22 protein-coding genes are annotated in these 24,814 nt (G+C 29.8%); 7 read left to right on the top strand and 15 right to left on the bottom strand.

Translation table 11 applies throughout. From position 1 onward, the window contains the following. Window positions 1-583 precede the first annotated feature (583 nt). From GFV01_RS04910 to tssD, 9 genes are all read right to left on the bottom strand, one after another. Window positions 584-1,252, bottom strand: a complete 669-nt coding sequence (locus tag GFV01_RS04910) for a hypothetical protein (RefSeq protein ID WP_160565271.1) — start codon at window positions 1,250-1,252, stop codon at window positions 584-586. Then, the gene (locus GFV01_RS04905; RefSeq protein ID WP_160565269.1) at window positions 1,249-2,496 is read right to left on the bottom strand and encodes a M23 family metallopeptidase; all 1,248 of its coding nucleotides are present in this window, start codon (window positions 2,494-2,496) and stop codon (window positions 1,249-1,251) included. The genes GFV01_RS04910 and GFV01_RS04905 overlap by 4 nt, the downstream gene beginning before the upstream one ends. Window positions 2,497-2,605: 109 nt before the next feature. Beyond that, window positions 2,606-3,646, bottom strand: coding sequence for a hypothetical protein (locus GFV01_RS04900; protein WP_160565267.1), 1,041 nt, complete (start codon window positions 3,644-3,646; stop codon window positions 2,606-2,608). A 12-nt stretch (window positions 3,647-3,658) separates the two neighbouring features. Next, the gene (locus GFV01_RS04895) at window positions 3,659-5,386 is read right to left on the bottom strand and encodes a hypothetical protein (protein WP_160565265.1); all 1,728 of its coding nucleotides are present in this window, start codon (window positions 5,384-5,386) and stop codon (window positions 3,659-3,661) included. Continuing rightward, window positions 5,373-6,182, bottom strand: a complete 810-nt coding sequence (locus GFV01_RS04890) for a hypothetical protein (protein WP_160565263.1) — start codon at window positions 6,180-6,182, stop codon at window positions 5,373-5,375. The genes GFV01_RS04895 and GFV01_RS04890 overlap by 14 nt, the downstream gene beginning before the upstream one ends. 59 nt (window positions 6,183-6,241) lie before the next feature. Beyond that, window positions 6,242-7,312: a hypothetical protein gene (locus tag GFV01_RS04885; RefSeq protein ID WP_160565261.1), complete on the bottom strand. Its 1,071-nt coding sequence runs from the start codon at window positions 7,310-7,312 to the stop codon at window positions 6,242-6,244. Then, a complete protein-coding gene (locus GFV01_RS04880) occupies window positions 7,305-8,705 on the bottom strand; it encodes a PAAR-like protein (RefSeq protein WP_160565259.1) in 1,401 nt (466 codons plus the stop codon). Before GFV01_RS04880 ends, GFV01_RS04885 begins: the two co-directional genes overlap by 8 nt. 15 nt (window positions 8,706-8,720) lie before the next feature. Further along, complete coding sequence (locus tag GFV01_RS04875; protein WP_160565257.1) at window positions 8,721-10,508, bottom strand: type VI secretion system Vgr family protein; 1,788 nt, start codon at window positions 10,506-10,508, stop codon at window positions 8,721-8,723. 30 nt (window positions 10,509-10,538) lie between these two features. Next, window positions 10,539-10,940: a type VI secretion system tube protein TssD gene (tssD, locus tag GFV01_RS04870; RefSeq protein WP_160565255.1), complete on the bottom strand. Its 402-nt coding sequence runs from the start codon at window positions 10,938-10,940 to the stop codon at window positions 10,539-10,541. A 615-nt stretch (window positions 10,941-11,555) separates the two neighbouring features. On the opposite strand from tssD, the gene GFV01_RS04865 reads away from it, so the two are divergent. The 3 genes from GFV01_RS04865 to GFV01_RS04855 all read left to right on the top strand — a co-directional run bounded on the left by GFV01_RS04865 (window position 11,556) and on the right by GFV01_RS04855 (window position 15,914). After that, window positions 11,556-13,016: an aminoacyl-histidine dipeptidase gene (locus GFV01_RS04865; RefSeq protein WP_160565253.1), complete on the top strand. Its 1,461-nt coding sequence runs from the start codon at window positions 11,556-11,558 to the stop codon at window positions 13,014-13,016. Between the two features lie 253 nt (window positions 13,017-13,269). Further along, complete coding sequence (locus GFV01_RS04860; protein ID WP_160565251.1) at window positions 13,270-14,556, top strand: adenylosuccinate synthase; 1,287 nt, start codon at window positions 13,270-13,272, stop codon at window positions 14,554-14,556. A gap of 590 nt (window positions 14,557-15,146) precedes the next feature. Beyond that, window positions 15,147-15,914 carry a hypothetical protein gene (locus GFV01_RS04855; protein ID WP_160565249.1) on the top strand — a complete coding sequence of 256 codons (768 nt, stop codon included), beginning with the start codon at window positions 15,147-15,149 and terminating at the stop codon, window positions 15,912-15,914. Between the two features lie 70 nt (window positions 15,915-15,984). Here the strand turns inward: GFV01_RS04855 and GFV01_RS10150 are convergent, their stop codons facing one another. Both GFV01_RS10150 and GFV01_RS10145 read right to left on the bottom strand, forming a co-directional pair. Then, window positions 15,985-16,323 (bottom strand): plastocyanin/azurin family copper-binding protein, encoded by a 339-nt coding sequence (locus GFV01_RS10150; RefSeq protein ID WP_255448944.1) that lies wholly within the window; start codon window positions 16,321-16,323, stop codon window positions 15,985-15,987. Between the two features lie 30 nt (window positions 16,324-16,353). Beyond that, a complete protein-coding gene (locus tag GFV01_RS10145; protein WP_255448943.1) occupies window positions 16,354-16,527 on the bottom strand; it encodes a hypothetical protein in 174 nt (57 codons plus the stop codon). 350 nt (window positions 16,528-16,877) lie between these two features. On the opposite strand from GFV01_RS10145, the gene GFV01_RS04845 reads away from it, so the two are divergent. Beyond that, a complete protein-coding gene (locus tag GFV01_RS04845) occupies window positions 16,878-17,726 on the top strand; it encodes a fructosamine kinase family protein (RefSeq protein ID WP_160565247.1) in 849 nt (282 codons plus the stop codon). A 36-nt stretch (window positions 17,727-17,762) separates the two neighbouring features. Here GFV01_RS04845 and tatC read toward each other — a convergent pair whose 3' ends face one another. Both tatC and GFV01_RS04835 read right to left on the bottom strand, forming a co-directional pair. Continuing rightward, window positions 17,763-18,584 carry a twin-arginine translocase subunit TatC gene (gene tatC, locus GFV01_RS04840; protein WP_160542164.1) on the bottom strand — a complete coding sequence of 274 codons (822 nt, stop codon included), beginning with the start codon at window positions 18,582-18,584 and terminating at the stop codon, window positions 17,763-17,765. Between the two features lie 40 nt (window positions 18,585-18,624). Next, window positions 18,625-19,587: an SIS domain-containing protein gene (locus GFV01_RS04835; RefSeq protein ID WP_370513726.1), complete on the bottom strand. Its 963-nt coding sequence runs from the start codon at window positions 19,585-19,587 to the stop codon at window positions 18,625-18,627. A gap of 84 nt (window positions 19,588-19,671) precedes the next feature. On the opposite strand from GFV01_RS04835, the gene recQ reads away from it, so the two are divergent. Then, window positions 19,672-21,867, top strand: a complete 2,196-nt coding sequence (gene recQ, locus GFV01_RS04830; protein WP_160542162.1) for a DNA helicase RecQ — start codon at window positions 19,672-19,674, stop codon at window positions 21,865-21,867. A gap of 129 nt (window positions 21,868-21,996) precedes the next feature. Here recQ and GFV01_RS04825 read toward each other — a convergent pair whose 3' ends face one another. Together GFV01_RS04825 and GFV01_RS04820 are read right to left on the bottom strand one after the other, a co-directional pair. Further along, a complete protein-coding gene (locus GFV01_RS04825) occupies window positions 21,997-22,611 on the bottom strand; it encodes a deoxynucleoside kinase (protein WP_105297521.1) in 615 nt (204 codons plus the stop codon). 11 nt (window positions 22,612-22,622) lie between these two features. Beyond that, the gene (locus tag GFV01_RS04820) at window positions 22,623-23,456 is read right to left on the bottom strand and encodes a hypothetical protein (protein ID WP_160565245.1); all 834 of its coding nucleotides are present in this window, start codon (window positions 23,454-23,456) and stop codon (window positions 22,623-22,625) included. Between the two features lie 226 nt (window positions 23,457-23,682). Between GFV01_RS04820 and prmA the strand changes: the two genes are divergently transcribed. Together prmA and GFV01_RS04810 are read left to right on the top strand one after the other, a co-directional pair. Beyond that, window positions 23,683-24,513, top strand: a complete 831-nt coding sequence (gene prmA, locus GFV01_RS04815) for a 50S ribosomal protein L11 methyltransferase (protein WP_160565243.1) — start codon at window positions 23,683-23,685, stop codon at window positions 24,511-24,513. After that, window positions 24,510-24,797, top strand: a complete 288-nt coding sequence (locus GFV01_RS04810) for an ATP-dependent Clp protease adaptor ClpS (protein ID WP_160565241.1) — start codon at window positions 24,510-24,512, stop codon at window positions 24,795-24,797. Before prmA ends, GFV01_RS04810 begins: the two co-directional genes overlap by 4 nt. The last annotated feature ends 17 nt before the right edge of the window (window positions 24,798-24,814 follow it).

The following is a 24,814-nucleotide window of genomic DNA, read 5'->3' as shown; positions in this document are numbered from 1 at the left end:
ACTATTTCGGCTATATTGATCACTTTGGGAACGAATTCATATATTAATTAATGGATATATATATTTCTTATAAATCTTACGAGAGTATGCTTCATCGGTTGACATCCCTTTGAATCCTTCGATTGTAATAATGTTTACTTATAATGAATAAATATGGCTAAATATATCTTTCATGGCAATTTATTTTTATGTTTTTAGTTTTAATAGTATCATTAATTAGTTAAATAATTTTTACATTATTACCCTATCTTATTACCTCTAATTCGTCAGAGCCTTCGGGTATATGGACACTGAATAAATAACATCCATTAATTTCGAGCTTATCTTCTTTATCAATTGCTTTAAAATAAAAAACAGAAAAAGAAGGATATTTTTTTTCATTTTTTAATCTCTTTTATAAACTTCAGTCATTTTATTATCCATAAAGTCTGGTGATTGAAAATAATAATTTTTATCCTTAATAAACAGGGTAAAGATAAAATCGCCTTGTGTTTGTTCTTTTGCTAATCCTTAATAGGCGCAAATATTGTCATCGTCTTTTAGGAATAATGGTAAATCATAATCAAGCGTATTGAGTTTAATCTTAGTCATTTATAGGTTTTTGACATGAAGCACTATCAATGGATATAGTTGGTGATAATTGTATCAAGCTAATATCTTTTTCTATATAAATGTAATTTTTATCTTGCTGATAATCTTGAGGTATATATGAGTAACTTACTATTAATTTTTTCTTTAATTTAAAGGTAAATGTATCTTTTTGAAATGAAATAGACATAAATTCTTTTAATAAATATCTATCTGAGTCACTTCTTGGTTCATTAATTAAAAAATCTGATATGATTTTCTCATTTTTAATTATGATAACCTTATACCATTCAGTACCTATATCTGCTGTTGCTTCAATGACAAAAACTATATAAGGAGATTGTTGTGAAGATGAATATTGATAGATCTTGAAACCAGGACCGTCATATTTTAGGGGAGCATAATCGATCACACCTATCTTTTTGTTATTTGTAAACAGGTTAAAGGTTTCACTTGTATCACTGTAGGTAAACCTATATTTTTTACTTTTAAATAAATTTCCGGACTCATCAGAATCTAACACTTTGAATTGATTAAAATCAATTCTAGTTGTCTTACTATATTTTTGCTTGTCATTATTTATTTTAGATATTTGGTTGGATGTAGAATTTCCTTTACACCCAAATAATAATAAAATATAAAGAAATATAATTAATTTATTCATTTTCTTTGTCTTTCCTTTTTTACTTTAGTTTGTTCTTCTTCATTTATAGTATTTAATCTTACGAAAAAAGCAGGATTATATCTATTTATTAAACCCTCACCATTACCCAAAGGTTTTTTTGCGATTTCAAAATGTAAATGAGGATTTATTACACCTTCTGCATTTCCTGTATCTCCAGAATAAGCTATGATACTTCCACTTTTTACTTCACCAGATGTTAATACAGCAGAGTTTAAATGAGCATATCTTAAATAAATATAATCAGCATTAATATCAAATTCTGGTCCAGATTCTATTTCTTTAGTAAATTCTAGTTGATAGTCTCTTCTTCTAGACGCTCTTAAATCTTTTCCTTGAACTTTTAAAACAAGAACATTACCATAACCTATTTGACCTTCATTTGAATAACTCACTATTTCACCATCTAAACATGCTTTACATGGTGTATTTATATTAGCAAATATATCTAATCCTTGATGAGCTTTATCTGAACCATCATCGTATTTTCGTACCATACCAAATGCTCCATTTTGTTCCTTATGAACACCTGAGGAATTATAATATGTTCTTTGAGGGTTATCGATTGGATCATGCCATATAATGGGGGTAATTTGAAAACTTTCATTTTCACCGATTAAAAAATCATAATACCTTGCCCCTTTAACAGCATCGAATTCACCTGTAAGAATACCTTTAAAATTTACCTTAGTTGCGTTGGTATCTTTTATTTCTGTTCTTATGGTTAAACGGGTACTTTTATTTTCTAGACTATTTAATTTGTCTTGTAATTCCTGATGCTCTTTATCATCTTTAGGACGAATTTCAATCTCTTGGATATACTCAATTTTCTCATCAATGGTAAATTGTAGTTCGGTTTTTTCAACTCCATCCACTAAAAAGGTAATGGGATTTTGTAGATAGAGGTTTTGCTGAGTACCTTTTCTTTCAAGTTCACGAATGCTGATAACCAAAGATTCTTTAGGGGGCTTACCGTAACATTTAACAACAAGATAAATTTTGTCACCCAAACGGGCTTGATTTAATTTTAAATAGGTATATTCATTGGGTTCATTCAGGGCATTTACTTTTTTTGCAAAATAGGCATCCGCTACATTAATATCAAAATCAGATTGATGTAACAAATCATAAACAATTTGGTTAGGATTGGCTGAATAAGAATCCACTATTTCGGATTGATCGTTAGAGGATTTTATATTTTCTGTCGGAAGGCTATCGTTTTCCATTATAGGATGTTTAAGTTGTTATGTTTATTTTTTTATTTATTGTTTACTTACCACCGTTCATAATTATGAGGGTGATAAGCAAAATAATTGTGTGTTTAATATACTATCGTTACTTCAATTCATCAATTTCTTTATCCACAAATTTGCGTTCGACAAGCTCACCGTCTTTATAGGTTTCTGTGTACAAAAGTTTGCCTTTTTTACCAGAAGATAGATCGATAGAACTGTCAGGTTTCTTTTGATAATCTAATTTATAAAACTTCCAAATTCCAATCGGTAATCCTTTTTGGTAATTTGCTTCAAGATAAGTATAACCGAGAGGATAAGTATAATAACCATTCGGCTTCATCTCAATCCACAAACCTTCACGGGTATGATTTTCGACTAACCCTTGTTCTTCTTCATTTTGGAAAAATCCGTTTTGGTCGTAATATCGAATAAATTTGCCTTCAGGCGAAATTTGAAATTTTTCATAACGAAAAAAGTTGACGTCTTCAACATCATAATCAAAGTATTTAATATGAATAATTCCTTTTCTGTCAATATACAGGCGTTTTGTTTTAAGATCGTATCCCCTATTAGTATCCAGATAAGCATTCATTGAATCTAATTTGTTTCCGTGATTATCTACAACCATTAATTGCATTTTTTGGAAGTAAATTGTATATGGTTCAATTTGATCACTATAACCTTGACTAAAAAGCATTATTAGAGATTGGTTGTTTGACAAATTAATTTTCCATAATGGATATAAAATTTCTTCAAAATTGTAAAGTATATCTGTTTGTTTTTTTATAAACTGATAAGGAAAAAAGTAATCATAATAGATATTAGGCATATTAGCATTAGTATAAGTATAAGTAATACTATCGGTAGGTTTTAAATCTCGATTTTTATTTTTGTAAACATCGTAAAATAAATCTGAATTATTATAAGCTAAATCTATAGGTGTTTTATACCATGTATTGCTTGGATAATCGTATGTTTTCCAATTTGCTGGGAATTGGACGTCAATTAACTCTTTAGTTCCGAAAGGTAAAGTAATTACGGGAATTGAATTCTTCTTTTTCGAATCTGAAAAATCCTGAGATTTTATGCCTTGACAAGAACATAGAAAAATAACTAAAAGTAAAAGATAATTTTTTTTCATTACAATAATTCCTTATATAATTGAATGAACATAATCTCTAGTAAAATTAACATACTTTGCTTTATAAACAGAAGAATGTAAATGATCTTCATGTCCATCCATCTGAATTGAGTGATTAATTTTTGGATACCAATTGCTTTTCCCTACACCATGTCTTAACAAACCATAGTTTCTCAAGCAATTAACAAATGCGTTTTGTTGTTTAAGATTTTCCAAATAAATGGTATCAACAGCAATTCCATCAACATGTTCAGCACTTGGATAACAAGATCCATCTTTATACGAAAAACCACCACTTTTAATATAAATGTTACTCATTGATTTAGTTTGATTTAACTGAGCTAAAGCCCCCAAAAATGCTGCATAAAATGCCGGATTGGCGTATCGCCTTCTTGTATTTTGAAATGCAAAGGTAATAAGAAAGCTACCGTCTGGACTTTCATAATTTAAAGCTCTAAAAGCTTCACTACCTATGCCCGGATCTTCAAGAATATCGGCAAAAACCAGTTCTACATCATTTTCTTTGTTTTTATACCAAATTTTACCATGAGCATATCTACTTGGAGTACCTAGTGTACCATTCTCATATATTTCAAGAGTTTGCGCATGAATTATTTCTCCAGCATTTATATTTTTTGAATGATCAATGGTATCAATAAGATTTCCTTTATCTTCATCCTTTGGAATATTAATTGATCTTATTTTTGATTTTATAGTTATTTTCTTGGACTCACACACAAAATGTTCGTTATCATTTTTATCATAATAAAAATAACAAACCTTAGAGTTAACGCTGTTATTTAGTTCACCTATCGGCTTTCTGGTATTGGGTAAGGTTCTTATCGGTAAAAAATTAAATAAATTATCTTTGTGATAAATTTCTAGAAAATGTCTATTTACTACTCTAAATTGTTGCTTATCGGTTGATAAAAAAAGCCCCCCTTTGCTTCTCTCTTTGTTGTCGTTACCATACGCACATTTATCTTTTTCTAGTTGTACCGACACTTTTATCGTACCATTGGCATCTTTCAAACGGTTTGCCCAATTATCAAAAGCGGGACGGGTGCTAGGGCGCAGTTGCAATTTCACAATGGCACGGTGAGAATGATCGGCTAAGTTGGTATAAGGACAACTACCGTTATTATTATGTAAGGCATTAGTATTACCTACCACAGCCGTGATATTTCGAGCTGACACGTATTGACGAGATTCATTAAACTGCATGACTTCGAGTACTTCGGAGTTTCCTGTGAGTGCTTTACTTTGTAATTGAACTTTAATGGACTCATTAACTGTCAAATTTCGGGTTTCAATTACTAAATAAACCGTTTTTCCTAAAATAGAATCATACGTTAGCAAATTATTTCCTCCGTCTCGTTGAGGATGTAGTGAATCTATGGGGTCAAATGATACTTCATTTTTTTGTACTTTTTTTTTCGCAAAATATACACTGTATATCCTTTTTAACCCATCGTTTGGTGGGTTAACTGGGTTAACACTAACGGTTTGCCCTGTTTGGATAATGCTAACATTTGTACTTCCACTTTGAGATTGACCGGTGCTGGTACTTGTTTGGGTACTGGAAGAAGAACTTGCAGCTTGTGAACTGCTGCACGAGGTGAAAAAGAGGCAGAAAAACAGAGCTATAATTAAAGCAGCATGAAAACGGCTCGTGCCGTATTTACGATCCAACTGTTTTTGTAATTGTACGGCATGTTTTAATTGTTTATATTTCCTCATGGCGTAAAGTTTTAAGTTGATAGTTTATTTTTTTTTCATAGTGTTTTCCAAAGGTAAAATGAATGTCAAAGGAAGCATCCTTTACCGTGCCTGATGAAGTAAGATTATAGTTTCCTTGATATTGTTCTAAGCAAGGAAGAGCCTTTTCGGATGAGATTTTAATACCTTTCAACGCAAAAAGTTTACGTAATCCGTCAAGGTCGGGCGTTTGGTGTAAACTACCGTTTATTTGGATATTAGTTGAATTTTTTTGCAACGTTTCATGTATATAAAAAATGGTATTGGGTATCAATTGTGTATTCCTAACGATAGGATCTTGTTCATGAGCAAGCGGTAAATATAAGGAAATAGCAGGGTAGTAATTAAGGGTGAGTAAAACCCGTTGTTTATCAGTATATAAATTTCTATATTCCAAAAAATCTGTATTGTCTGTGTATTTTTTAGATAGTTGATCTAAAATTAATTTTGCTTTCATTTGGACTTCGTTAAAGTTCGTAAGGTCGTGCAGAGTGCCTTGTGATGAGATTATAATTTGCAAATCGGAAGTAATAAGATCTAATTTCTTATGTAATATCTTATCAGTTTCCGACATACGAGTACTCCAATATTGATTCTTAAACGTTTCCCAACGTACTTTAAAAAGCTCTTGTGTAGAACAGCAGGTGCAGTATATGAGTGCAGTTTGTACCTCACGTTCTTCGATACCATTAATACGGATCAACTCTTCTTTTTGAAAGTCGTAAAATCTTTGTGTTGTGATTGGAAACGATCCTAAAATTATTTTAGATTTCTGCATGTATTTAGTTATATTTTTGGATAAAAAGGTAAATTTCTTTACTTGTTTCCATAAGACTTTTATTTTTCAAATTCAGCAATAAAAAGCCTTCCACCTCCGTCATCACTCTCATTTTTATCATAAAAAGTAGCATCTAACATGATAAACTTATCTTTATAAAATCCGACAGGTTCAGAGGCAATAAACATGCCTTTTAACTCATACTTATACCAACTATGTCCATAATCATACGAATATCGGATCGACGGGTAAATAGATGATACCAATGTATAGTCGCATATAAAGTTTTTATATTCATAGTATCTATGTTTACTATCTCCCTCAAAAGTATATAAAAGTTCTTCTTTATTGTTATAATAAGAACCACCACCTAAAGGCATATTGAATTTAATTAAGAAATATTCACCATTATCATAATCCAACAAATCATAATTATCGTTAAATTGCTGAATGATTTTTTGCGTATTGTTTTTCGGATCGTATCGAATCAGTTTATTGGAATCAAGAATAAATAACGTATTATCAGAAGTTAATCGATAAGAAAGGCTGTTTAGATTGCTTGGTAAAGGATATTCTTCTTCTCGATTAAAAAGATTAATCAGTTTTAGTTCGCCTTTATTAGAATAAATAACATATTTTCCATTAAATTTTATATAACTGATATCATCTACATATAAATATTCATCTATTTTAACTATTTTTAAGCTATTATTATCTAAAAGATACGTGAAATTTTTTTTAGTGTTATCGGGTAAAACACTTTGTGTTTCAAATAATGAATAATCATTACTAGGGTTTAACCATAATACATTTTGTTCGGAAAGCGTTAACTCTTGATAACTTTTGCCCCGATCTTTCGATACAAGTAAGACTCCTTGATATCCACTTTGGATTGAATCAAAGGCATTAAGATCTTTATTTCCAATCAAAATAATGGTGTTTTCATTAGGGGCTATAAAATCTTTAAAACGAAAAGCAGACATTGGGTCTAAGACAGTTGCTTGATCGGTTAATTGGTATAATTGATTAAAATCGTATTTGGCTATCCATTTCATATTTCCTTGTTTAACGGGGTTACAGCTTAATAAAGCAAAGCTTACTAAAACTGTTATCAGTATTTTTTTATTCAAACTTATCATCCTTTAAAATATATTTTTTAAACAGTTTTTGCATCGTGTCACTTCTAATTGATTGATAATCTAAATTTCGAGCCATAATAAGAGCCTGCCTCCATGTATCCCTACCTAACCACTCTTTCAGATCGGGAGTTAATATTATTTTTATTAAATCATCTGCCGGTAATTTTTTCATTTCCTTAGGATTATACGCATCGGGATGAGTGGCAAAAGCAAATTCTTGAAATCGGTCATTATCTAACTCTATATCAGTATAATATTTTTCTAATTTTTTAGCACGAATTTTATCCAATTCAACTATATTATCTCTAAATTTCCTTTTTTCATTTTCGGATGGTTCAAATTTTTTGTTAAAATTATTTTCCCATTTATTTAATCTTTCTGGTAATATCGTATCATAATTAGCTCTATAAGATTTATTAATCACTCCTTGTTCCATATATTCTTGCAACTTTAATCTTGCTTTTATTAACCACCGTTGACCTCTTTGGGTCAAAGTTGGCATTAAGACTTTAGAGAAGCGCACGCAATATTTATATCCGTAACTGGTAGCGGGAACAGGTTTATATGAACTCCCATTTTTCTTAACTTCTGAGATTACCATTTTGTCCATCTCTTCGGTTAAACTTTTTGTCAACCACTCTTTAGCAGTATTAATAAAATCATATTCACTGATTTCTCGCATTTCTCCAAAATAATAAACCGGAGGCATATGATTGCATAAACTGTGACGTCTCATAAAATCTTCATATCTAAATTTATAAAATTCACAATTTCCATAATTTCCATTATTGTATCTGATAATTACATTTCTATCACAACCAGTTACAGTTATTTTTTTCACTGTAGGAATGGGTTTTGCAACTGCCTTGTTTGGGTATGGGTTACAACATATGTAAGATTCTTTTACTAAAACTCTTTGCTCTTGAACTAATGTCTTACCTAAATTTTGCCATGGCGATAAGTTGATTACACTTTGACAAGCTGGTTTTTTTTTACCCCATTTGGGATGATTACAAATTCCTGAAAATTTCAGATTAATCATATTATTTCCGTCGCCTTCTGTAGCACAGATGCGATCTTGTAATAATATTTCGTTAGAAGTAACCTTTAGTTTTCCTTCTGACTGTGCGTACGGACAATACAAAGTTGCGCCATTAATTACCATTTCTCGTTTTTCTTCGGGCAGTCCTTCCTTTAGTAACTTGTCATTTTCTGCTCTTAATTTATTAGCAATCTCTTCTTTCTGGGTGGCATCTACTTTTTTATTTTGACTTTGAATATGTTGACCCTGACTTTGCATACTTAGGGTTGATTCTTGAAAATTTGCCCATAAGCCTGTTTCAGATTCTTCAGCTAAAAATGAAAATTTCTTTTCTTTATCCATTATATTTTTTATTTATTAGCCTTTACTGATTTTTACATCATCCCCACCTTGTAAGACAGATAGTGTTGTTCCTCTCATCAGTAAACTGCCTTTTAATGTTTGAATATTGGCATTTCCAGATTCTTGATAATAATAATTTCCTATCCTTTCAGACTTATTATCATCTATACTATTGCTCAAATTTTTTGAATAATAATTAGTGTTATGATTTATACGTTCAGTTTTATCATTTTGTACTAAAACATTCATGTTTTCACCTACTTTTATGAAGAGATTTTTTACAACGTTCAAAGTAACATTACCGTCGCCTTCAAACTTTATAAAGCTTCCTGCTGCATCTTCTTCTTTTATGCTGCCTTCTTCATCATTGACAATACGTTTAGTTCCGCTTCGGGTTTGAAATACTTTCAGATCATTATTTTTAGTATGAAATCCGCTTTTCTGATTTCCACTATATAGACTACCTAATACGATAGGTGCTTCGGCATTGTGACCAAAAAAATCCACCCATACCTTATGTCCAATTTCTGGGATCACATGCGCTCCTTGTCCTGCCCCCGAATGCCCTTGTATTAAAGGAATCCACAAGGTACTTTCATGTTCTTTTTGCCAATAAAACCGAATTTTTAGTCGGTTTAAAGATTCGGGATCGTTATTGTCTACCACTATCGCAATTTGACTATCAATATGCGGAAAGGCATTTTCATCTAAATAAGGAGTAAATCTTTGTTCGAATGGTATTCCTTGACAACGATTAGTATATCCTTTATCAGTAAAGCTGTGTTCGATTTCCGTTATACGGTAACTTTCAACGGGTTCAAGTTTATTTTTTTCTTTAGTCCATGTTTTCATTTGCATCGTATCGCCTAGACGAAGACGAGGGTTATCGGTTATAGCAGTGGCTAAAATGGTTGATTCATGACTAAGTTTTTTTCGTTCTACGGCTCTTTCTAATTGTTGAGCATCTCCATAGAATAAATCTGGAGAAGAATAACCCGATAGAGGTTGTATAGAGTTTTTTTCTGATGCACGAACTGATTTAAAATGAAATAGATTTTTTTGATCGGGATACGAAAGTTCAGTTGATTCTTGTTTTAAAACAACATCTCTGCGTAAATCATAACGTTCACGGATAAAATTTTGAGGTTTACTGATTACGTTTAAGGAATATTCTTGAAAATCTTCTCCTTCGCAAATTTCAACTCTTTTTTGATTGCCTTTACCAAAAACAAAATATTCACCATTATGATACATGTATTCACCATACCGTTTAGCTAATCGTTTTAAAAACTGAAAATCGGTTTCATTGTAACATACTGTATAGGGTAGGATCTCTGTAGTTTCGGGGGATATAAGTACCTGTAAGCGATTATCATTATATTTACTGGTAACTTTTGTTACAATTTCCTTCAAAGTATTATTAATAAAGGTTTGGCAGTTTATATTCTGATCCATAAGATTCGTTGCAGCTTCTCCTGTTAAAAGTATATATGGATATCCATCCTGAGAAAGATATTTCACTCCGGTAATTATACCTTCAAATATCGCCATAGTTTGATTAAAGCGAATTAATTGTACGGAAAAGGAAGCATAATGCAGTTTTTGGGTATTGGTAAGTGGATAGCTATTTTTTTCAGCAAAGGCTTCACTCGGACATAAAAACTCAAAATAATTATGGGTTAGTAACTTTTGCACAATTTTCACTTGAATATGATTTTCTCGTGATATTTCCACTCCATCAATACTGACGTTGGCATAGGTTTGAAAGGATTCACCTAATGTATTGCTATAATGTATATTCATAGGATGATTTTTTGGAATTAATTTGATTATTTATAGGGATAGCTTCCAGTTTTTTTCATAAATTGTCTTAGAATTGAACTTTAGTGTACGTGCTACTATAGTAAAATCTATTTTCATAGGAGAAGAGCCCGTTGAATTGAAGGTTTCTTTGAAATCTATACAATAGGCTTTTTCAAATTCAACAGTATAAAGTCTACCCATTCCATCTCGTCGAAAAAAAATGATTTTACCATCTTTAGTATTGTCTTGTGATAAAACCCAGTCAACAAAATCAGTTTTTCCGTTGCTTTCTATACTTAAGTTTATTTGTCCGCCTGAGGTTTCTCCTGTTGGTTTTGAAGTACTATCTTTTTTTTTGTGGAAGAAATAATCGCATTCTAATACTGTATAATTTTCTCCATCCAATTCTAATTTAGCTGAAAATGATGACATATTTATATATTTTAATATTAAAAATTATTTTTTTAATAAATTAATTAATTTGAATAAAATTCATATATTTTTTAATAATAACTATATCTTTTTTTGTATATTTATTATTGTTTTATATTGTAATAGAATTATTTAGCTAATATATTAAATTTTTAATTAAAAAAAATAAATTATGCTAAAAAAATATTTAAAATTATATTTTGATATTAAAAAATAGTATTTTAAAAAAAATATATTTTCTTTCAATATATTAATTGATTTTATGTATATTTTTTTAGTAAACTTAAAATTGGTTCAAGGTTTAGTAAAAGAAATAGCTGGAAAGTAAAACAGTCAAATTATATTTTCATATTTATAATAATGTTAATTTTGCACATATAAATTAATATGATAGTTTTTTTATAGATTAAAACTTATATATAATACTTCAAAGAAAAATTGAAAACCTGTAAGATATATTGTGGAGATACTACAAAAAAATAATTAAACTAAAAATAAGATAACATATAAATATATTTTTTTATAATACTTAGTAACAAACATTAAAACTTAAATCATATTATTTAAAAAAAACGAAATTTGTTCAATAAAAAATTCCTCTTAATAAGATAAGATATGAATAACAACACTATTAAGAAATTGAAACCCGAGTCTATATGGAATCATTTTGCGGATTTGAATTCCGTACCAAGACCTTCTAAAAAAGAAGAAAAAGTTATTAAATTTATTAAAGACTTTGGAGCATCTTTACATTTAGAAACTATTGAAGATATCTGTGGAAATGTGGTAATAAAAAAACCGGCAACCCCGGGATATGAAAATAGAAAAAAGGTGGTTTTACAATCCCATTTGGACATGGTCTGCCAAAAAAATAATGATGTTGATTTTAATTTTGAAACTCAAGGAATACAAATGACTTATGAAGGAGATTGGGTTCATGCATTAGGTACAACCTTAGGGGCAGACAACGGAATAGGAGTTGCTGCCATAATGAGTGTTTTATCTTCAAAAGATATTGAACATCCGGCTATTGAAGCTTTATTTACCATTGACGAAGAAACCGGTTTAACCGGAGCATTTGAATTAAGTAAAGATATATTATCAGGAGATATTTTGCTTAATTTGGATACAGAAGAAGACGATGAAATTGATATAGGTTGTGCGGGAGGAATTGATGTTACAGCGAAAGCAAATTATGAAGAAAAAGAAATCAATAAAAATTCTAAAACTTACCGAATTAATTTGTCCGGTTTACATGGAGGTCATTCCGGAATGGAAATTCATAAAGGTTTAGGTAATTCTAATAAGATATTAAACCGTTTTTTATATGATTTTTTAAAATTTAATATTCAATTGATTTCTTTTGACGGAGGAGGCTTGAGAAATGCTATACCTAGAGAAGCTTCTGCTATATTTTCAATATCCTCTGAATTTGAAAACAAATTACAAGAACAATTTAATCAACTATATTTAGAGATCAAATCAGAATTTAGTAGTATAGATAGTAATCTGACTATTCAGCTTTCTCAGATAGATCATGTAAAAAAAGGATTGAGCGTTGAAGACAGTAAAAAATTTATCTCAAGTCTACAAGCTGCTCCCAACGGAGTATTTCGAATGAGTCAGGATATCGAAGGATTAGTTGAAGCCTCAAACAATATTGCAAGAGTAAAATTGGAAAAAGGAAAGGCTGAAATACAATGTCTAACGCGATCATCAGTTGAAAGTTCCAAAATGTGGGTAGCAACGTCACTTGAAGCTGCATTACAGTTAGGAGGAATGAAAGTTGAATTAACCGGTTCATATCCCGGATGGAAGCCAAATCCTTCTTCAGAAATATTAAAACTGGCGGAAAGTATTTATGAAAAAAAATACGGGGAGAAACCTTCTGTTCAGGCTTGTCATGCAGGATTGGAATGTGGAATTATTGGTGAAAAATATCCATCAATGGATATGATTTCATTCGGGCCAACTATTAAAGGAGCCCACTCTCCTAAAGAAAGAGTTAGTATATCATCGGTTCAAAAATTTTGGGATTTCTTACTGGAAATTCTTAAAAACATTCCGGTAAAATAAAATTTCTTTTATGAGCTTGTTAAAAGAGGAGTAATTTTTTTGCAGATATACCATCATTAAATAAATAATGATCCGTAAGATACTTAAATAAATTAATTTTAATAAGCTCATATTTTAATATATGGTAATAAAAAGTCAAATACTTTTTAAGTAAAATAGCAGCGATTAATATTAATCAATTAATTTTGCAAAAAGAGTTGCTTTTTTAAGTAATTTCTATAAAATAATAAAACTATTATAAATTAAACTATATATGTCAACATATGTTGTTGTCGGCTTACAATGGGGCGACGAAGGAAAAGGAAAAATTACAGACGTTTTAGCGGAAAAATCAGATTATGTAGTACGCTATCAAGGAGGAAATAATGCAGGACATACAGTATACGTAGGAGAAGATAAATTTGTATTACATCTTTTGCCTTCCGGAGTTCTTCAATGTAAAGGAAAATGTATCATAGGAAATGGGGTGGTAGTAAATCCTGAAGCTTTTTTCAATGAAATAGAACAAATTGAAAAAAGAGGCTTAAATACCGATCATGTTTTTATCAGCAGCAGGGCTCATATCATTATGCCGTATCATATTTTACTTGATACCTATAGAGAAGAATTTGCAGGAAGTTCTCAAATTGGAACAACCAAAAGAGGGATAGGACCTTGTTATGAAGATAAAATTTCAAGAACAGGGATCAGAGCCATTGATTTATTAAATCCTGAAGTTTTAAAAACTAAAATAAAGGAAAATCTTAATGTTAAAAATGTTTTATTTGAAAAGCTGTTTAACAAAGAACCATTAAAATTTGATGATATATACACAAAATATCTTGAATTTGGAAAAAAACTTAAAAATCGCATTATAGATTCAGAATACGAAATTAATCATGCGATAAAAGAAGATAAAAATGTTTTGTTTGAAGGTGCTCAGGCACTTATGCTAGATATAGATTTCGGAACCTATCCTTATGTAACCTCATCGTCTCCCACTACCGGAGGCACAACCGTAGGAGCAGGGGTTCCACCGACCAGTTTAAAAAATTTAATAGGAGTATCTAAAGCTTATTGTACACGAGTTGGTAACGGGGCTTTTCCTACAGAATTGGAAAACGAAACAGGAGAACTTATACGTAAAATAGGTAATGAATATGGGGCATCAACCGGACGCCCACGTCGTTGCGGTTGGTTAGACTTAGTAGCCTTACGCTATTCATGCATGATTAATGGGATTACGCATTTAGTAATAACCAAATTGGATGTATTAAGTGATTTTGATAAAATTAAAGTGGGAACCGCCTATAAAACGCCTGAAGGAACTATAACTGATATTTTCCCGTCTACTATTGAAGAATTAGCAAATTATAAAGTTATTTATCAAGATTTAGACGGTTGGAAAGAAGATATCTCAAAGGTTACCTCTTATGAAGAATTACCTATTTTAGCTAAAAAATATTTAGAATTTATTGAAAATTTTCTTGGAGTTCAGATATATTTAGTTTCTGTAGGTCCTGAAAGATCACAAAATATCATTAAATCTAATTTAAAATAATTCTTATTATTACATTTTTTCAAGTACTCTGTTCAAGCCATTATAAATAAAATTTAAATAATATATTGAACATTGTATTTTATTGAAGAATTAATAATTGAATCATAAATATATTCACTTAACATACCAAAAAGGAGAATGAAATCAAATATTATTGATATCATTCTCCTTTTTATGTTATTTACTTATTTTATTTGATATAGTTATATATTCTATATCAAATATTTAGTTTTTAAAATTTAAAAAAGAATTGTAGCAGTAAAAATCATTTTTATATATTATAAAATTTTGTAAATGATTTTTTTTATATAAAAAATATAAATTGAATATTTATATATTATTAATTTTTCATTTCAAAATGCTAATTATATGACAAATATTATTCTATTTTATGAAAATAAATTGCTATTTATGATAAATTATTGTTTATATTGCAAAGTATTTGAGAGAATATATCAGTATCCATAAGATTTACTCTAAAACATTACTATTAAAAGCGAGTTTTTATATAAAATGTTTCGAGCGTTTTATATTGCTTTTTAATGTAACACTGATTACTATTATGAAAAAAACTAATATTATATGCGCTTATGAGAGAAAAATTTTTACTTATTATTCTATTGATTTTTAATATTTATATTGCTCAAGAAACTGAAAATAACATTTCGATTGATTCAACTAATATAAAAAGTATAAATCAAGAAGAACGTTTAAAAAATTCAATACCATCTTATAATTTATCAAAAATTGAAAAGTTGATTTCAAAATTATCATCAATCAATGATACTGAATCAAATGAATATAATGATAGGTACTTATCGGAAAAAGATTTTGATAAATTGACAATTAAAGAAAAATTTACCTATACTATGGTTTATCCCGAAATTAAATCTTCAAGCGAAGATATAGGTTCCCTAGCGATCTATGAGGAAAATAAAATTTTCGGAAAGCTGCCTACTTCGGTTAATGATCCCAAATGGAGTGCAAGACAAAAAAAGTTTTTAAAACAATATCGAAAAAATATTCAAGAATTTATACGTGAAACCTCTTTAAAAAATCAATATATGGGTCTCAACTTTAAAAAAGCTTTATTGGAAATTAATGCTATTGAGTCCATACCATTTCTTGTTGATTTTTATAATTCAACAGATAAAAATGATAAAGATTTATTAACGGTGTTAATGCTATTAGTTAAAAAAGGAAAATATTATCCATTTGTTCGATCCAATGTGTATCGCCAATTATATAATGACGATGTAAATTCTCAAGTCAGCTGCATAGACTATTCGGATATAAATGAGGAATATATATTAAAAACGGCCCATAATTTTTATTTACAAGCGCCAAAAATTAAATAGATTTAATTTTTACATAAAATAATAAAACAGGAAGTATATTCCTGTTTTTTTTATTTTAAAAGTTAAAAATTTATTCTACGATAAGTTTACCTCTCATTGTCGCACTATGCGCGGGAAATGTACATAAATATTCGTAAGTTCCTTTTTCATTAATTGTAAAGGTTATCGTATCTTGTTCACCTCCTCCTAACAATTTGGTATGGGCAACAATTGACGGATCATTTTTAGGAATATAATCATCAGCCGCATCCTTAGCTGCTCGATTTGCAAAATCATTAAAATTGGTACCCGGTTTTATAATTACTATATTATGTCCCATATCTTTAACACTTGCTTTGCCCACATGTTTAAGTGTAAGGGTTATAGGTTTTCCTGCTTTTGCTTTTAATTCGTGTATATTAAATTGCATTGCATCATCTCCCTCTACTATAAAAGTATTTTAAGGAAGATTAGCAATCTCTTCCTCTTTGGATTTTTGAATATCTTCTTTTGTCATAGAAGCGGCTGCAGATAAAGGATCAATTTTATGTGATGAATCCTTTTTATTACAAGAAGTATAAAGATTTAATGAGGTTATTAAAAATAGTGCTAATAGAATAATCTTTTTTTTCATGAATTCTTAAAATTTTAGGGTTGACTAAAAGTGTTCAGATTTTAAGGAAAAATAAATGTAAAAGAGTATAAAATTAGTTTCTTCAAAATTAGTAATTTTTTATTATAATAAAATTAATAATTAGCTATTTATAATTAATATATCGATAAAAATCAATATTTACATAGAAATTGATATAACAATTAAAATTAGTTAAGAATTAATTGTTGCATGTATCCAATTATTTTATAGTTTTATTTGTTTTTTATATTGATATATTAGTATGTTAGAATATTATAAAATAGTAATACAATTTTGTATATTTTTTGATATTATTAATAAACATTATTTTAAATTATAAAAAATCAAACATGAATCTACAAAATATATTTAAACGTTTACCGATTAAGATAACTAGTTATAAGCCTATTTCGGGCGGAGACACAAATAAGTCATACGTTTTACAATCTGAGGAGGGAAATTTTTTTATGAAAACCAATAGTACAAAAGAATTTCCCGGAATGCTCAAAGAGGAAGCAAAAGGACTAAAATCTATAGAGGAAACCCATACATTAAGAACCCCTAAGATTATTAAAATAGATGATAGTGGCAATGAGCAATATTTAATTCTCGAATTAATTTCCAAGGGTCAAGCTAATGAAGAAATATGGGAAAATTTTGGTAAATCTCTTGCTTCGATGCATAAAATTCCTCAACCGTTTTTTGGATTCAGTAGCGATAATTATGTGGGACGTTTACCTCAAAAAAATACTAAAGCGTCTACATGGGGTGAATTCTATGCTCAATATCATTTACAACCCTTAATAAAAAAATTGACTGATATGAATGCTCTAACTAATCAAGAAGTACGAGCGGCAGAAAATTTTTATCAACAAATTGATGATATTTTTCCTAAAGAAACTCCTTCACTAGTCCATGGAGATTTGTGGAGTGGCAACTTCATAATTTCAGATACCGGTGATCCGGTGGTTTTAGATCCGGCCGTTTATTATGGACATAGAGAAATGGATTTGGGCATGACCCGCCTGTTTGGAGGATTTTCCGTCGATTTTTATGAAGGTTACAATTCTAAATACCCATTAGAAAAAGGATGGGAAGAACGTATACCCTTTACCCAATTATACCCTTTGCTGGTTCATTCTATTTTATTCGGCAATTATTATTTAGAGGAAGTTAAAAGTATTTTAAGTGATTTTTAGATTATTAGAATCTCAAATGCTTACAATATTGCGTAATTAAGAAGCTTCACTTTTATTTCTTTTGTAAACCAAGGAAGAAACCAATATACTGGCTTCATATAATAAATATAAAGGACAAGAGGCAACGAGCATTGAAGGAATATCACCGGGGGTGATAAATCCGGCAATTATTAAAATAATAACCAAGGCATGTCTTCTGTATTTTTTTAAGAAATTTGGAGTTAAAATACCGATACTGGTAAGAACATATACAATAACAGGCAATAAAAAAATCAAGCCCATTCCTAATACGGTTTGTAATAAAATTCTTATATAACTGGACAGATCAATGTTAACTTTAATGGTTTCAGAAATATTAAAAAAATATCCAAAGTGCATTGTCAGAGGAGTAACAAAAAAATAGCCGAAACAACATCCGAGAATAAAGAGAAAATAAGTTGATATGAAAAAAGTCAAAGAATTTTTCTTTTCATTTGGTTTTAGTCCGGGAGAAATAAATTTCCATAATTCATAAATAACATAAGGAAACACTAAAATAAAACCTCCTACTATAGATACATAAAAGGCTGTATTTAATTGCTCAAAAATTTTACGCACTTGGATGGGAAATTCATCGGGCATATCAAATACATCACTAGAACCAAAGATCCGACCGAAAAAATTCATAAGTTTAAAAGTCAAAAAATTCTTATGAATCGGACCGAATATAATATGATCCATTACAAAATGAATTTTATATCCAACGAAACATGCCCCTAAACATATAGCCACTAAAGATCGTAAAATATGCTTTCTTAAAACGCCAATATGAGCAAGAAACGGCATATTCGCATTATCATTCTCTTTTTTTTGAGCCATTGAATTTTTTTAGTTAAAAAAGATACTAATTTAAATAAAATTATTTAAATCCATTATCCAATAGAGTATGCAGGTCTATAATACCTACATAATTTTCTCCATCAAGTACAACTAATTGACCTATTTGATTATTTTTAAGCTCTTCAAAAGCAACACTGGCTAATTCATTTTTTTGAATGGTTTTAGGTGTAACAGACATTATATCTTTAGCTGTAATTTGATTGTAATCCACATCTTTAGCTAACGTCCTTCTTACATCTCCATCGGTAATTACTCCTTTAACCTTATGATCCTCAATAACGACAGTGATACCATAAGATGAATACGTTAAGGAATTGATAATTTCTTTAAGATGAGCAGATAATTGAACTTCAGGTTTTCGGTCAGGTTTTACCAATTGTTCCACTTTTAGAAGCAGTTTTTTACCTAAAGCTCCTCCCGGATGATATTTTGCAAAATCGGTAGAAGTGAAATTTTTAGCCTGAAGTAAGGCGACTGCAAGAGCATCCCCCATAGCTAATTGTACTATAGTGGAAGTGGTGGGTGCCAGATTATTAGGATCGGCTTCTTTTTCCACTTGAGTATCTAAAACCACGTCAGCAAGTTCTGCCAATAAGCAATTTTTATTAGAGGTCATGGCTATTAATACTGAAGAATATTCTTTAAGAAAAGGAGCTACTTCTTGAATTTCTGAGGAAGTACCGCTGTTAGAAATGCAGATGACCACATCATTTTTTGAAATAATACCTAAATCGCCATGCTTTGCCTCGGCAGCGTGTAAAAATTGTGATGGTGTTCCGGTAGAATTAAAGGTGGCTACTAATTTATTGGCTATATGTGCACTTTTTCCGACTCCGCATAAAACAAGTTTACCCTTAGAATCAAGTATATAACGTACCGCTTTAACAAAATCATCATCTAAACGATTATATAAGGATTGTAATTCGGTTGTTTCAAATAAAATAGTATCTTTGCCTGCTTTTAAAATCATTTGATCATCCAAAATAAATAATTTTTTTTGTTTAAGAAATTTGTTGTATATTTAATTTAATAAACAGCAAATTTAATAAAAAACTAAAGTTTAAGAATGAAATCTTTGGAAAAAGACTTGCCTAAATTATTAAAAAAATTTTTTGGTTTTAATTCATTTAAGGGGCCGCAAGAAGAAGTAATTACGAATTTGTTGAGCGGCAACGATGTATTTGTATTGATGCCTACAGGTGGCGGAAAGTCCTTGTGTTACCAGTTACCTGCCTTATTATTAGAGGGTACAGCGATTGTTGTCTCTCCCTTAATAGCCTTAATGAAAAATCAGGTTGACGCTGTCAGAGGTATATCCTCAAGTGAAGGAATAGCACATGTCCTTAATTCTTCATTAAATAAAACAGAAATAAAAAGAGTTAAAGATGATATACTATCCGGGACAACCAAATTGCTTTATGTAGCTCCCGAATCTTTAACTAAAGAAGAATATATAGAGTTCTTAAAAACTATAAAATTATCATTTTTTGCGATTGATGAAGCGCATTGTATTTCTGAATGGGGGCATGATTTTCGTCCTGAATACAGAAATTTACGATTCATAATTGAAAAAATCGGTAAAACACCTATAATAGCCCTAACGGCTACAGCAACGCCAAAGGTTCAGGATGATATCCAAAAGACCTTAGGAATGACGGATGCTAAAATTTTCAAATCTTCTTTTAACAGGCCGAATTTATATTATGAAATCAGACCTAAAATAAATCCTGAAAAACAAATTATAAAATATATAAAAGACAATCCGGGTAAATCCGGAATTATCTATTGTTTAAGCAGAAAAAAGGTAGAAGAACTAGCTGAATTATTAAAAGTCAATGGTATAAACGCTTTACCTTATCACGCCGGATTAGACAGTAAATCCAGAGCAGCCCATCAAGACAAATTCTTAATGGAGGAAACGGATGTAATTTGTGCAACCATAGCTTTCGGAATGGGTATTGATAAGCCGGATGTGCGTTTTGTGATTCATTATGATATACCCAAAAGTTTAGAAAGTTATTATCAAGAAACCGGAAGAGCCGGTAGGGATGGAGGAGAAGGTTATTGTCTTGCTTTCTACGATTATAAAGACGTTGAGAAATTAGAAAAGTTTTTAGCTTCAAAGCCTGTTTCCGAAAGAGAAGTAGGCTTACAACTTTTACAAGAAGTGGTAGGTTATGCGGAAACATCCATGTCCAGACGAAAATATTTACTTCATTATTTTGGAGAAGATTTTGACGAAAAAAATGGCTTGGGAGCAAAAATGGATGATAATTCCATGAATCCGAAAACAACGGTAAATGTTGCGGAAGAAATGAAACAAATCCTTACCGTAGTTGAAAAAACGAAAGAAAAATTAAAATTAAAAGATCTGGTTAATGTAGCTGTTGGAAAAGAAACAGCCATTACCAAATCCTATAAGTTGGGATTTGAAGATTATTTTGGTTTTGGTAAAAATAAATCGGATAATTTTTGGAAATCCATCATCAGACAGGCCATTGTCCATAATTTTCTTACTAAAGATATAGAAACTTACGGACTATTAAAATTATCAGAATTAGGCAAAACATTTATTAATGATCCCAAAGAAATTTTAATAGCCGAGGATGTTGATTTTGAAAAGGAAATGGAAACTCCGATCGTCACCCCTCAAGCGGCGGGTAGCAATGCATTAGATAAAAAATTATTTGATGATTTAAAAGATATCAGAAAAAGAGTTGCCAAGAAAAATGCAATTCCTCCGTTTGCTGTTTTTCAAGATCCAAGCTTGGAAGATATGGCTTTACATTATCCGACCACCCTTTCAGAACTTTCCAATGTGTTTGGTGTAGGAGAGGGTAAAGCAAAGAAATTTGGAAAAGATTTCGTTGAATATATTGCCAAATATGTTGAAGAAAATGAAATTGAACGTCCTGATGATTTAGTCATTAAGCAAGTAGCCAATAAATCGTCCCATAAAGTATTCATAATTCAAAGTACGGATAGGAAATTGGATTTTGAAGATATTGCAAAAGCAAAAGATTTAACAATCAATGATTTACTTAATGAAATGGAAAGTATTGTTTATCAAGGAACTAAACTAAACATTGGTTACTATGTAGATGAATTATTGGATGAAGAGCAACAAGACGAAATTATAGATTTTTTGATGGAGTCTGAAAGTGATAAAATGTCCGTCTTGTTGGATGAATTTGGAGAAGATTATTCAGAAGATGAATTACGAATAATGAGAATTAAATTTATTAGCGAAGTTGCTAACTAAATTTAGTTGGATAAATAGTACAATTATTCACCCTATAGACTATAAATAGTAAATAATTTATTAAAATTATTTACTATTTTTTTAAAATTTTAGAGAGTATAATTTTAATCGTATAAAGACGGAATTCTTTTAAAATAAACCGTGAATATTAGCCTCTACTTTATCAATAATTTTTCCTAAATCTTCCTTATTGTCAACAAAATCCATATTATCAACATCGATGATCAATAATTTTCCTTCAGTATAATTTGAAATCCACTCTTCATATTTTTCATTTAATCTTTGAAGATAATCAATGCTAATGGACGTTTCGTATTCTCTTCCTCTTTTTTGAATTTGATTTACTAAAGTAGGAACGGTGGCGCGAAGATAGATCAGAAGATCCGGAGCTTGGATATACTCTTTCATTAAATTAAATAGATTCAAATAATTGTCATAATCTCGAGTTTGCATCAATCCCATTTCATGAAGATTTGAAGCAAAAATATATACATCTTCATATATAGTTCTATCCTGGATTGTATTTTTCTTATTTTCTCTAATTTCTTTTATTTGTTTAAAACGAGAACTTAAGAAATAGATTTGCAAATTAAATGACCATTTTGCCATATCGTAATAAAAATCGTCTAGATATGGATTTTGTTCGGTGTCTTCAAATTGTGCAATCCAATTGTAATTATTTGATAATAATTTAGTTAATGTAGTTTTTCCTGCGCCGATATTTCCGGTTATAGCAATATGCATTCTTAATAAATTTATTTTTTAGTTTCTAATGTGTAAAGGTACATAACCTTAGATTTCCATAGAAATAAATGTTTATTTAAAATATAATATTTTTCACCTAAATTCGGCAAGGGTATTTGAACGGGTTTGTTTTCAAAATCATAGATATATAAATAACCTTTATGTATCCAATAAAAATTTTGTTCCATCCATCCATAGTTTTCCATTTCGGGTATTACATAAGTATAAACATTTTGATTATTTTGCTTATAAATTTTGTATTGATAAGCTTCGTTGGATTCATTATTACTTTTTAAAAGAAGAAATTTTGATTGTTTAAAACTGTAGATATCCTTTAAAACAAAATTATCTGAAAGTTCTTTAGACAAAGTATTTGAAAAAAGTATTGTATTTTTTGATCTGTAATCGTATTGAATAAAGCTTTGAGAGTTCAACTCATCAAAATATAATAAAGAATGGTTATCTTGAACATAAATTAAGTCAGGATTTATAATTTGATCGGTTAAAATAGAAACATTATCCTGAGTATTGATCAGCTTATCGTCATAAAATTCAAGAACTTGGTTCATCTTATCAAAAGTTACTAAAAATAAAGGATTTACGATAAACAGTTTTTTGGATGTATTAAAATTTTTAAGTATAAATGTTTTTTGTGAAGTTAGATCGTATTTTAATAATGTGTTATCCTTTTGAGAAACGAAATATAATGAATTGAAGATATCTGCTTGTTGAAAATTAAACGATTCGGGAACTTCAATTTTAATACTATCTTGTAAAACCAATTGTTGTCCCAATGAAATGTTGATAGATAGTAGTAAAACCAGCAAATTGATGAATCGTGACATTGAAATTTCAAAAAATATAAAGTAAAAGTAAAAAAATAATTTTATTTGTTTGATTCCAAAAAATCTTCTCAAAGAAAATAATTTTCAATAATTGGATAGTGATTTTCAGCTATAGATTATCAACCATTAACAAAGCGTAGCTATAATATATAACGTGGATGAATTTTATAGTTCCTTAAGAAAATAAGCTATTAATTTTTTAAATTTGCGATACTTAAATGATTCCATGAAATATACAGAATACCATTTCAACGTAAAACCATTAGAACCTTGGAGAGACATTTTAATCGCGTTTTTATCAGAGTTGCCTTTTGAAAGTTTTGTTGAAACCGAACAGGGTTTTTTAACTTATATTAAGGTTGAAGAAGAAGATGATCAATTAATTAAGGAATTACCTATTATGTCTTCTCCTGAAGTTGAAATATCTTACGAAAAAAAATTATCTCCCGATATCAATTGGAATGAAGAATGGGAAAAAAATTTTCCACCGGTAGTCATTGAAGATCAAATTTATTTACATGCAGATTTTCATCCTGTCAGAAACGATCTTCCTTTTTCTATTAAAATTGATCCGAAGATGTCTTTTGGTACGGGGCATCATGAAACCACTTATAACATGCTTCATGCAATGTTGACAATGAATTTTGAAGGTAAAGATGTTTTAGATATGGGCAGCGGAACCGGAGTGTTGGCAATTTTTGCAAAAAAGAGGGGAGCCCATTATGTTGAAGCAATAGATATTGATGAATGGTCTTACGGTAATGCTCTGGAAAATTCTAAAAAAAATGAAGTAGATATAGATATTAAATTGGGAGATGCCGATTTATTAGGAAATCACTCATTTGATATAATTTTAGCCAATATCAATAAAAATATTTTATTAAAAGATATGTCAAAATACGTTGAAAATCTGCGTCCTAATGGATACGTATTGGTAAGTGGTATCTTTGAACATGATTTTGATGACATTATTGCAGAAGCTAACGGGAATGGCTTAAAATTTGTTCAGAAATTAAGTAAAAATAATTGGATTTCAATATTATTAAACAAAATATGATTTACAATAATCAACCCCATTGGAAAGAGCAGGAGAGTGTTGATACGTTGGTAAAAGAAGCTGCTCCTCATGTAATTGTTTTGCATAACGATGATTTTAATACATTTGACTATGTCATCGATTGCTTAATAGAGATATGTGAACATACTTTAGAACAAGCCCAACAATGTACTTTTTTAGTTCATTATAAAGGAAAATGTGAAGTTAAAACCGGATATTTAGAAAAACTAACTCCGATCCATCAAGCATTATTGAAAAAAGGGCTTTCTTCACAAATTGTCTAAATTATATAAACATTCTT

Origin of the sequence: Apibacter sp. B2912 (genome assembly GCF_009827835.1) — a bacterium.
Lineage (GTDB): Bacteria > Bacteroidota > Bacteroidia > Flavobacteriales > Weeksellaceae > Apibacter.
Note: the sequence above shows the minus strand (reverse complement) of the source record. Positions and strands in the feature narration are given on the sequence as shown.

Coding starts and splice junctions, on each gene's coding strand:
- GFV01_RS04825 (WP_105297521.1), bottom strand. CDS start 22,611: ATGCATATTGCTATAACCGGAAATATCGGCGCAGGAAAAACTACATTA.
- GFV01_RS04875 (WP_160565257.1), bottom strand. CDS start 10,508: ATGAATATACATTATAGCAATACATTAGGTGAATCCTTTCAAACCTAT.
- tatC (WP_160542164.1), bottom strand. CDS start 18,584: ATGGCTCAAAAAAAAGAGAATGATAATGCGAATATGCCGTTTCTTGCT.
- GFV01_RS04820 (WP_160565245.1), bottom strand. CDS start 23,456: ATGTCACGATTCATCAATTTGCTGGTTTTACTACTATCTATCAACATT.
- GFV01_RS04810 (WP_160565241.1), top strand. CDS start 24,510: ATGATTTACAATAATCAACCCCATTGGAAAGAGCAGGAGAGTGTTGAT.
- GFV01_RS04900 (WP_160565267.1), bottom strand. CDS start 3,646: ATGAAAAAAAATTATCTTTTACTTTTAGTTATTTTTCTATGTTCTTGT.
- GFV01_RS04895 (WP_160565265.1), bottom strand. CDS start 5,386: ATGAGGAAATATAAACAATTAAAACATGCCGTACAATTACAAAAACAG.
- tssD (WP_160565255.1), bottom strand. CDS start 10,940: ATGTCATCATTTTCAGCTAAATTAGAATTGGATGGAGAAAATTATACA.
- GFV01_RS04860 (WP_160565251.1), top strand. CDS start 13,270: ATGTCAACATATGTTGTTGTCGGCTTACAATGGGGCGACGAAGGAAAA.
- GFV01_RS10145 (WP_255448943.1), bottom strand. CDS start 16,527: ATGAAAAAAAAGATTATTCTATTAGCACTATTTTTAATAACCTCATTA.
- prmA (WP_160565243.1), top strand. CDS start 23,683: ATGAAATATACAGAATACCATTTCAACGTAAAACCATTAGAACCTTGG.
- GFV01_RS10150 (WP_255448944.1), bottom strand. CDS start 16,323: ATGCAATTTAATATACACGAATTAAAAGCAAAAGCAGGAAAACCTATA.
- GFV01_RS04910 (WP_160565271.1), bottom strand. CDS start 1,252: ATGAATAAATTAATTATATTTCTTTATATTTTATTATTATTTGGGTGT.
- GFV01_RS04865 (WP_160565253.1), top strand. CDS start 11,556: ATGAATAACAACACTATTAAGAAATTGAAACCCGAGTCTATATGGAAT.
- GFV01_RS04845 (WP_160565247.1), top strand. CDS start 16,878: ATGAATCTACAAAATATATTTAAACGTTTACCGATTAAGATAACTAGT.
- GFV01_RS04890 (WP_160565263.1), bottom strand. CDS start 6,182: ATGCAGAAATCTAAAATAATTTTAGGATCGTTTCCAATCACAACACAA.
- GFV01_RS04855 (WP_160565249.1), top strand. CDS start 15,147: ATGAGAGAAAAATTTTTACTTATTATTCTATTGATTTTTAATATTTAT.
- recQ (WP_160542162.1), top strand. CDS start 19,672: ATGAAATCTTTGGAAAAAGACTTGCCTAAATTATTAAAAAAATTTTTT.
- GFV01_RS04905 (WP_160565269.1), bottom strand. CDS start 2,496: ATGGAAAACGATAGCCTTCCGACAGAAAATATAAAATCCTCTAACGAT.
- GFV01_RS04880 (WP_160565259.1), bottom strand. CDS start 8,705: ATGGATAAAGAAAAGAAATTTTCATTTTTAGCTGAAGAATCTGAAACA.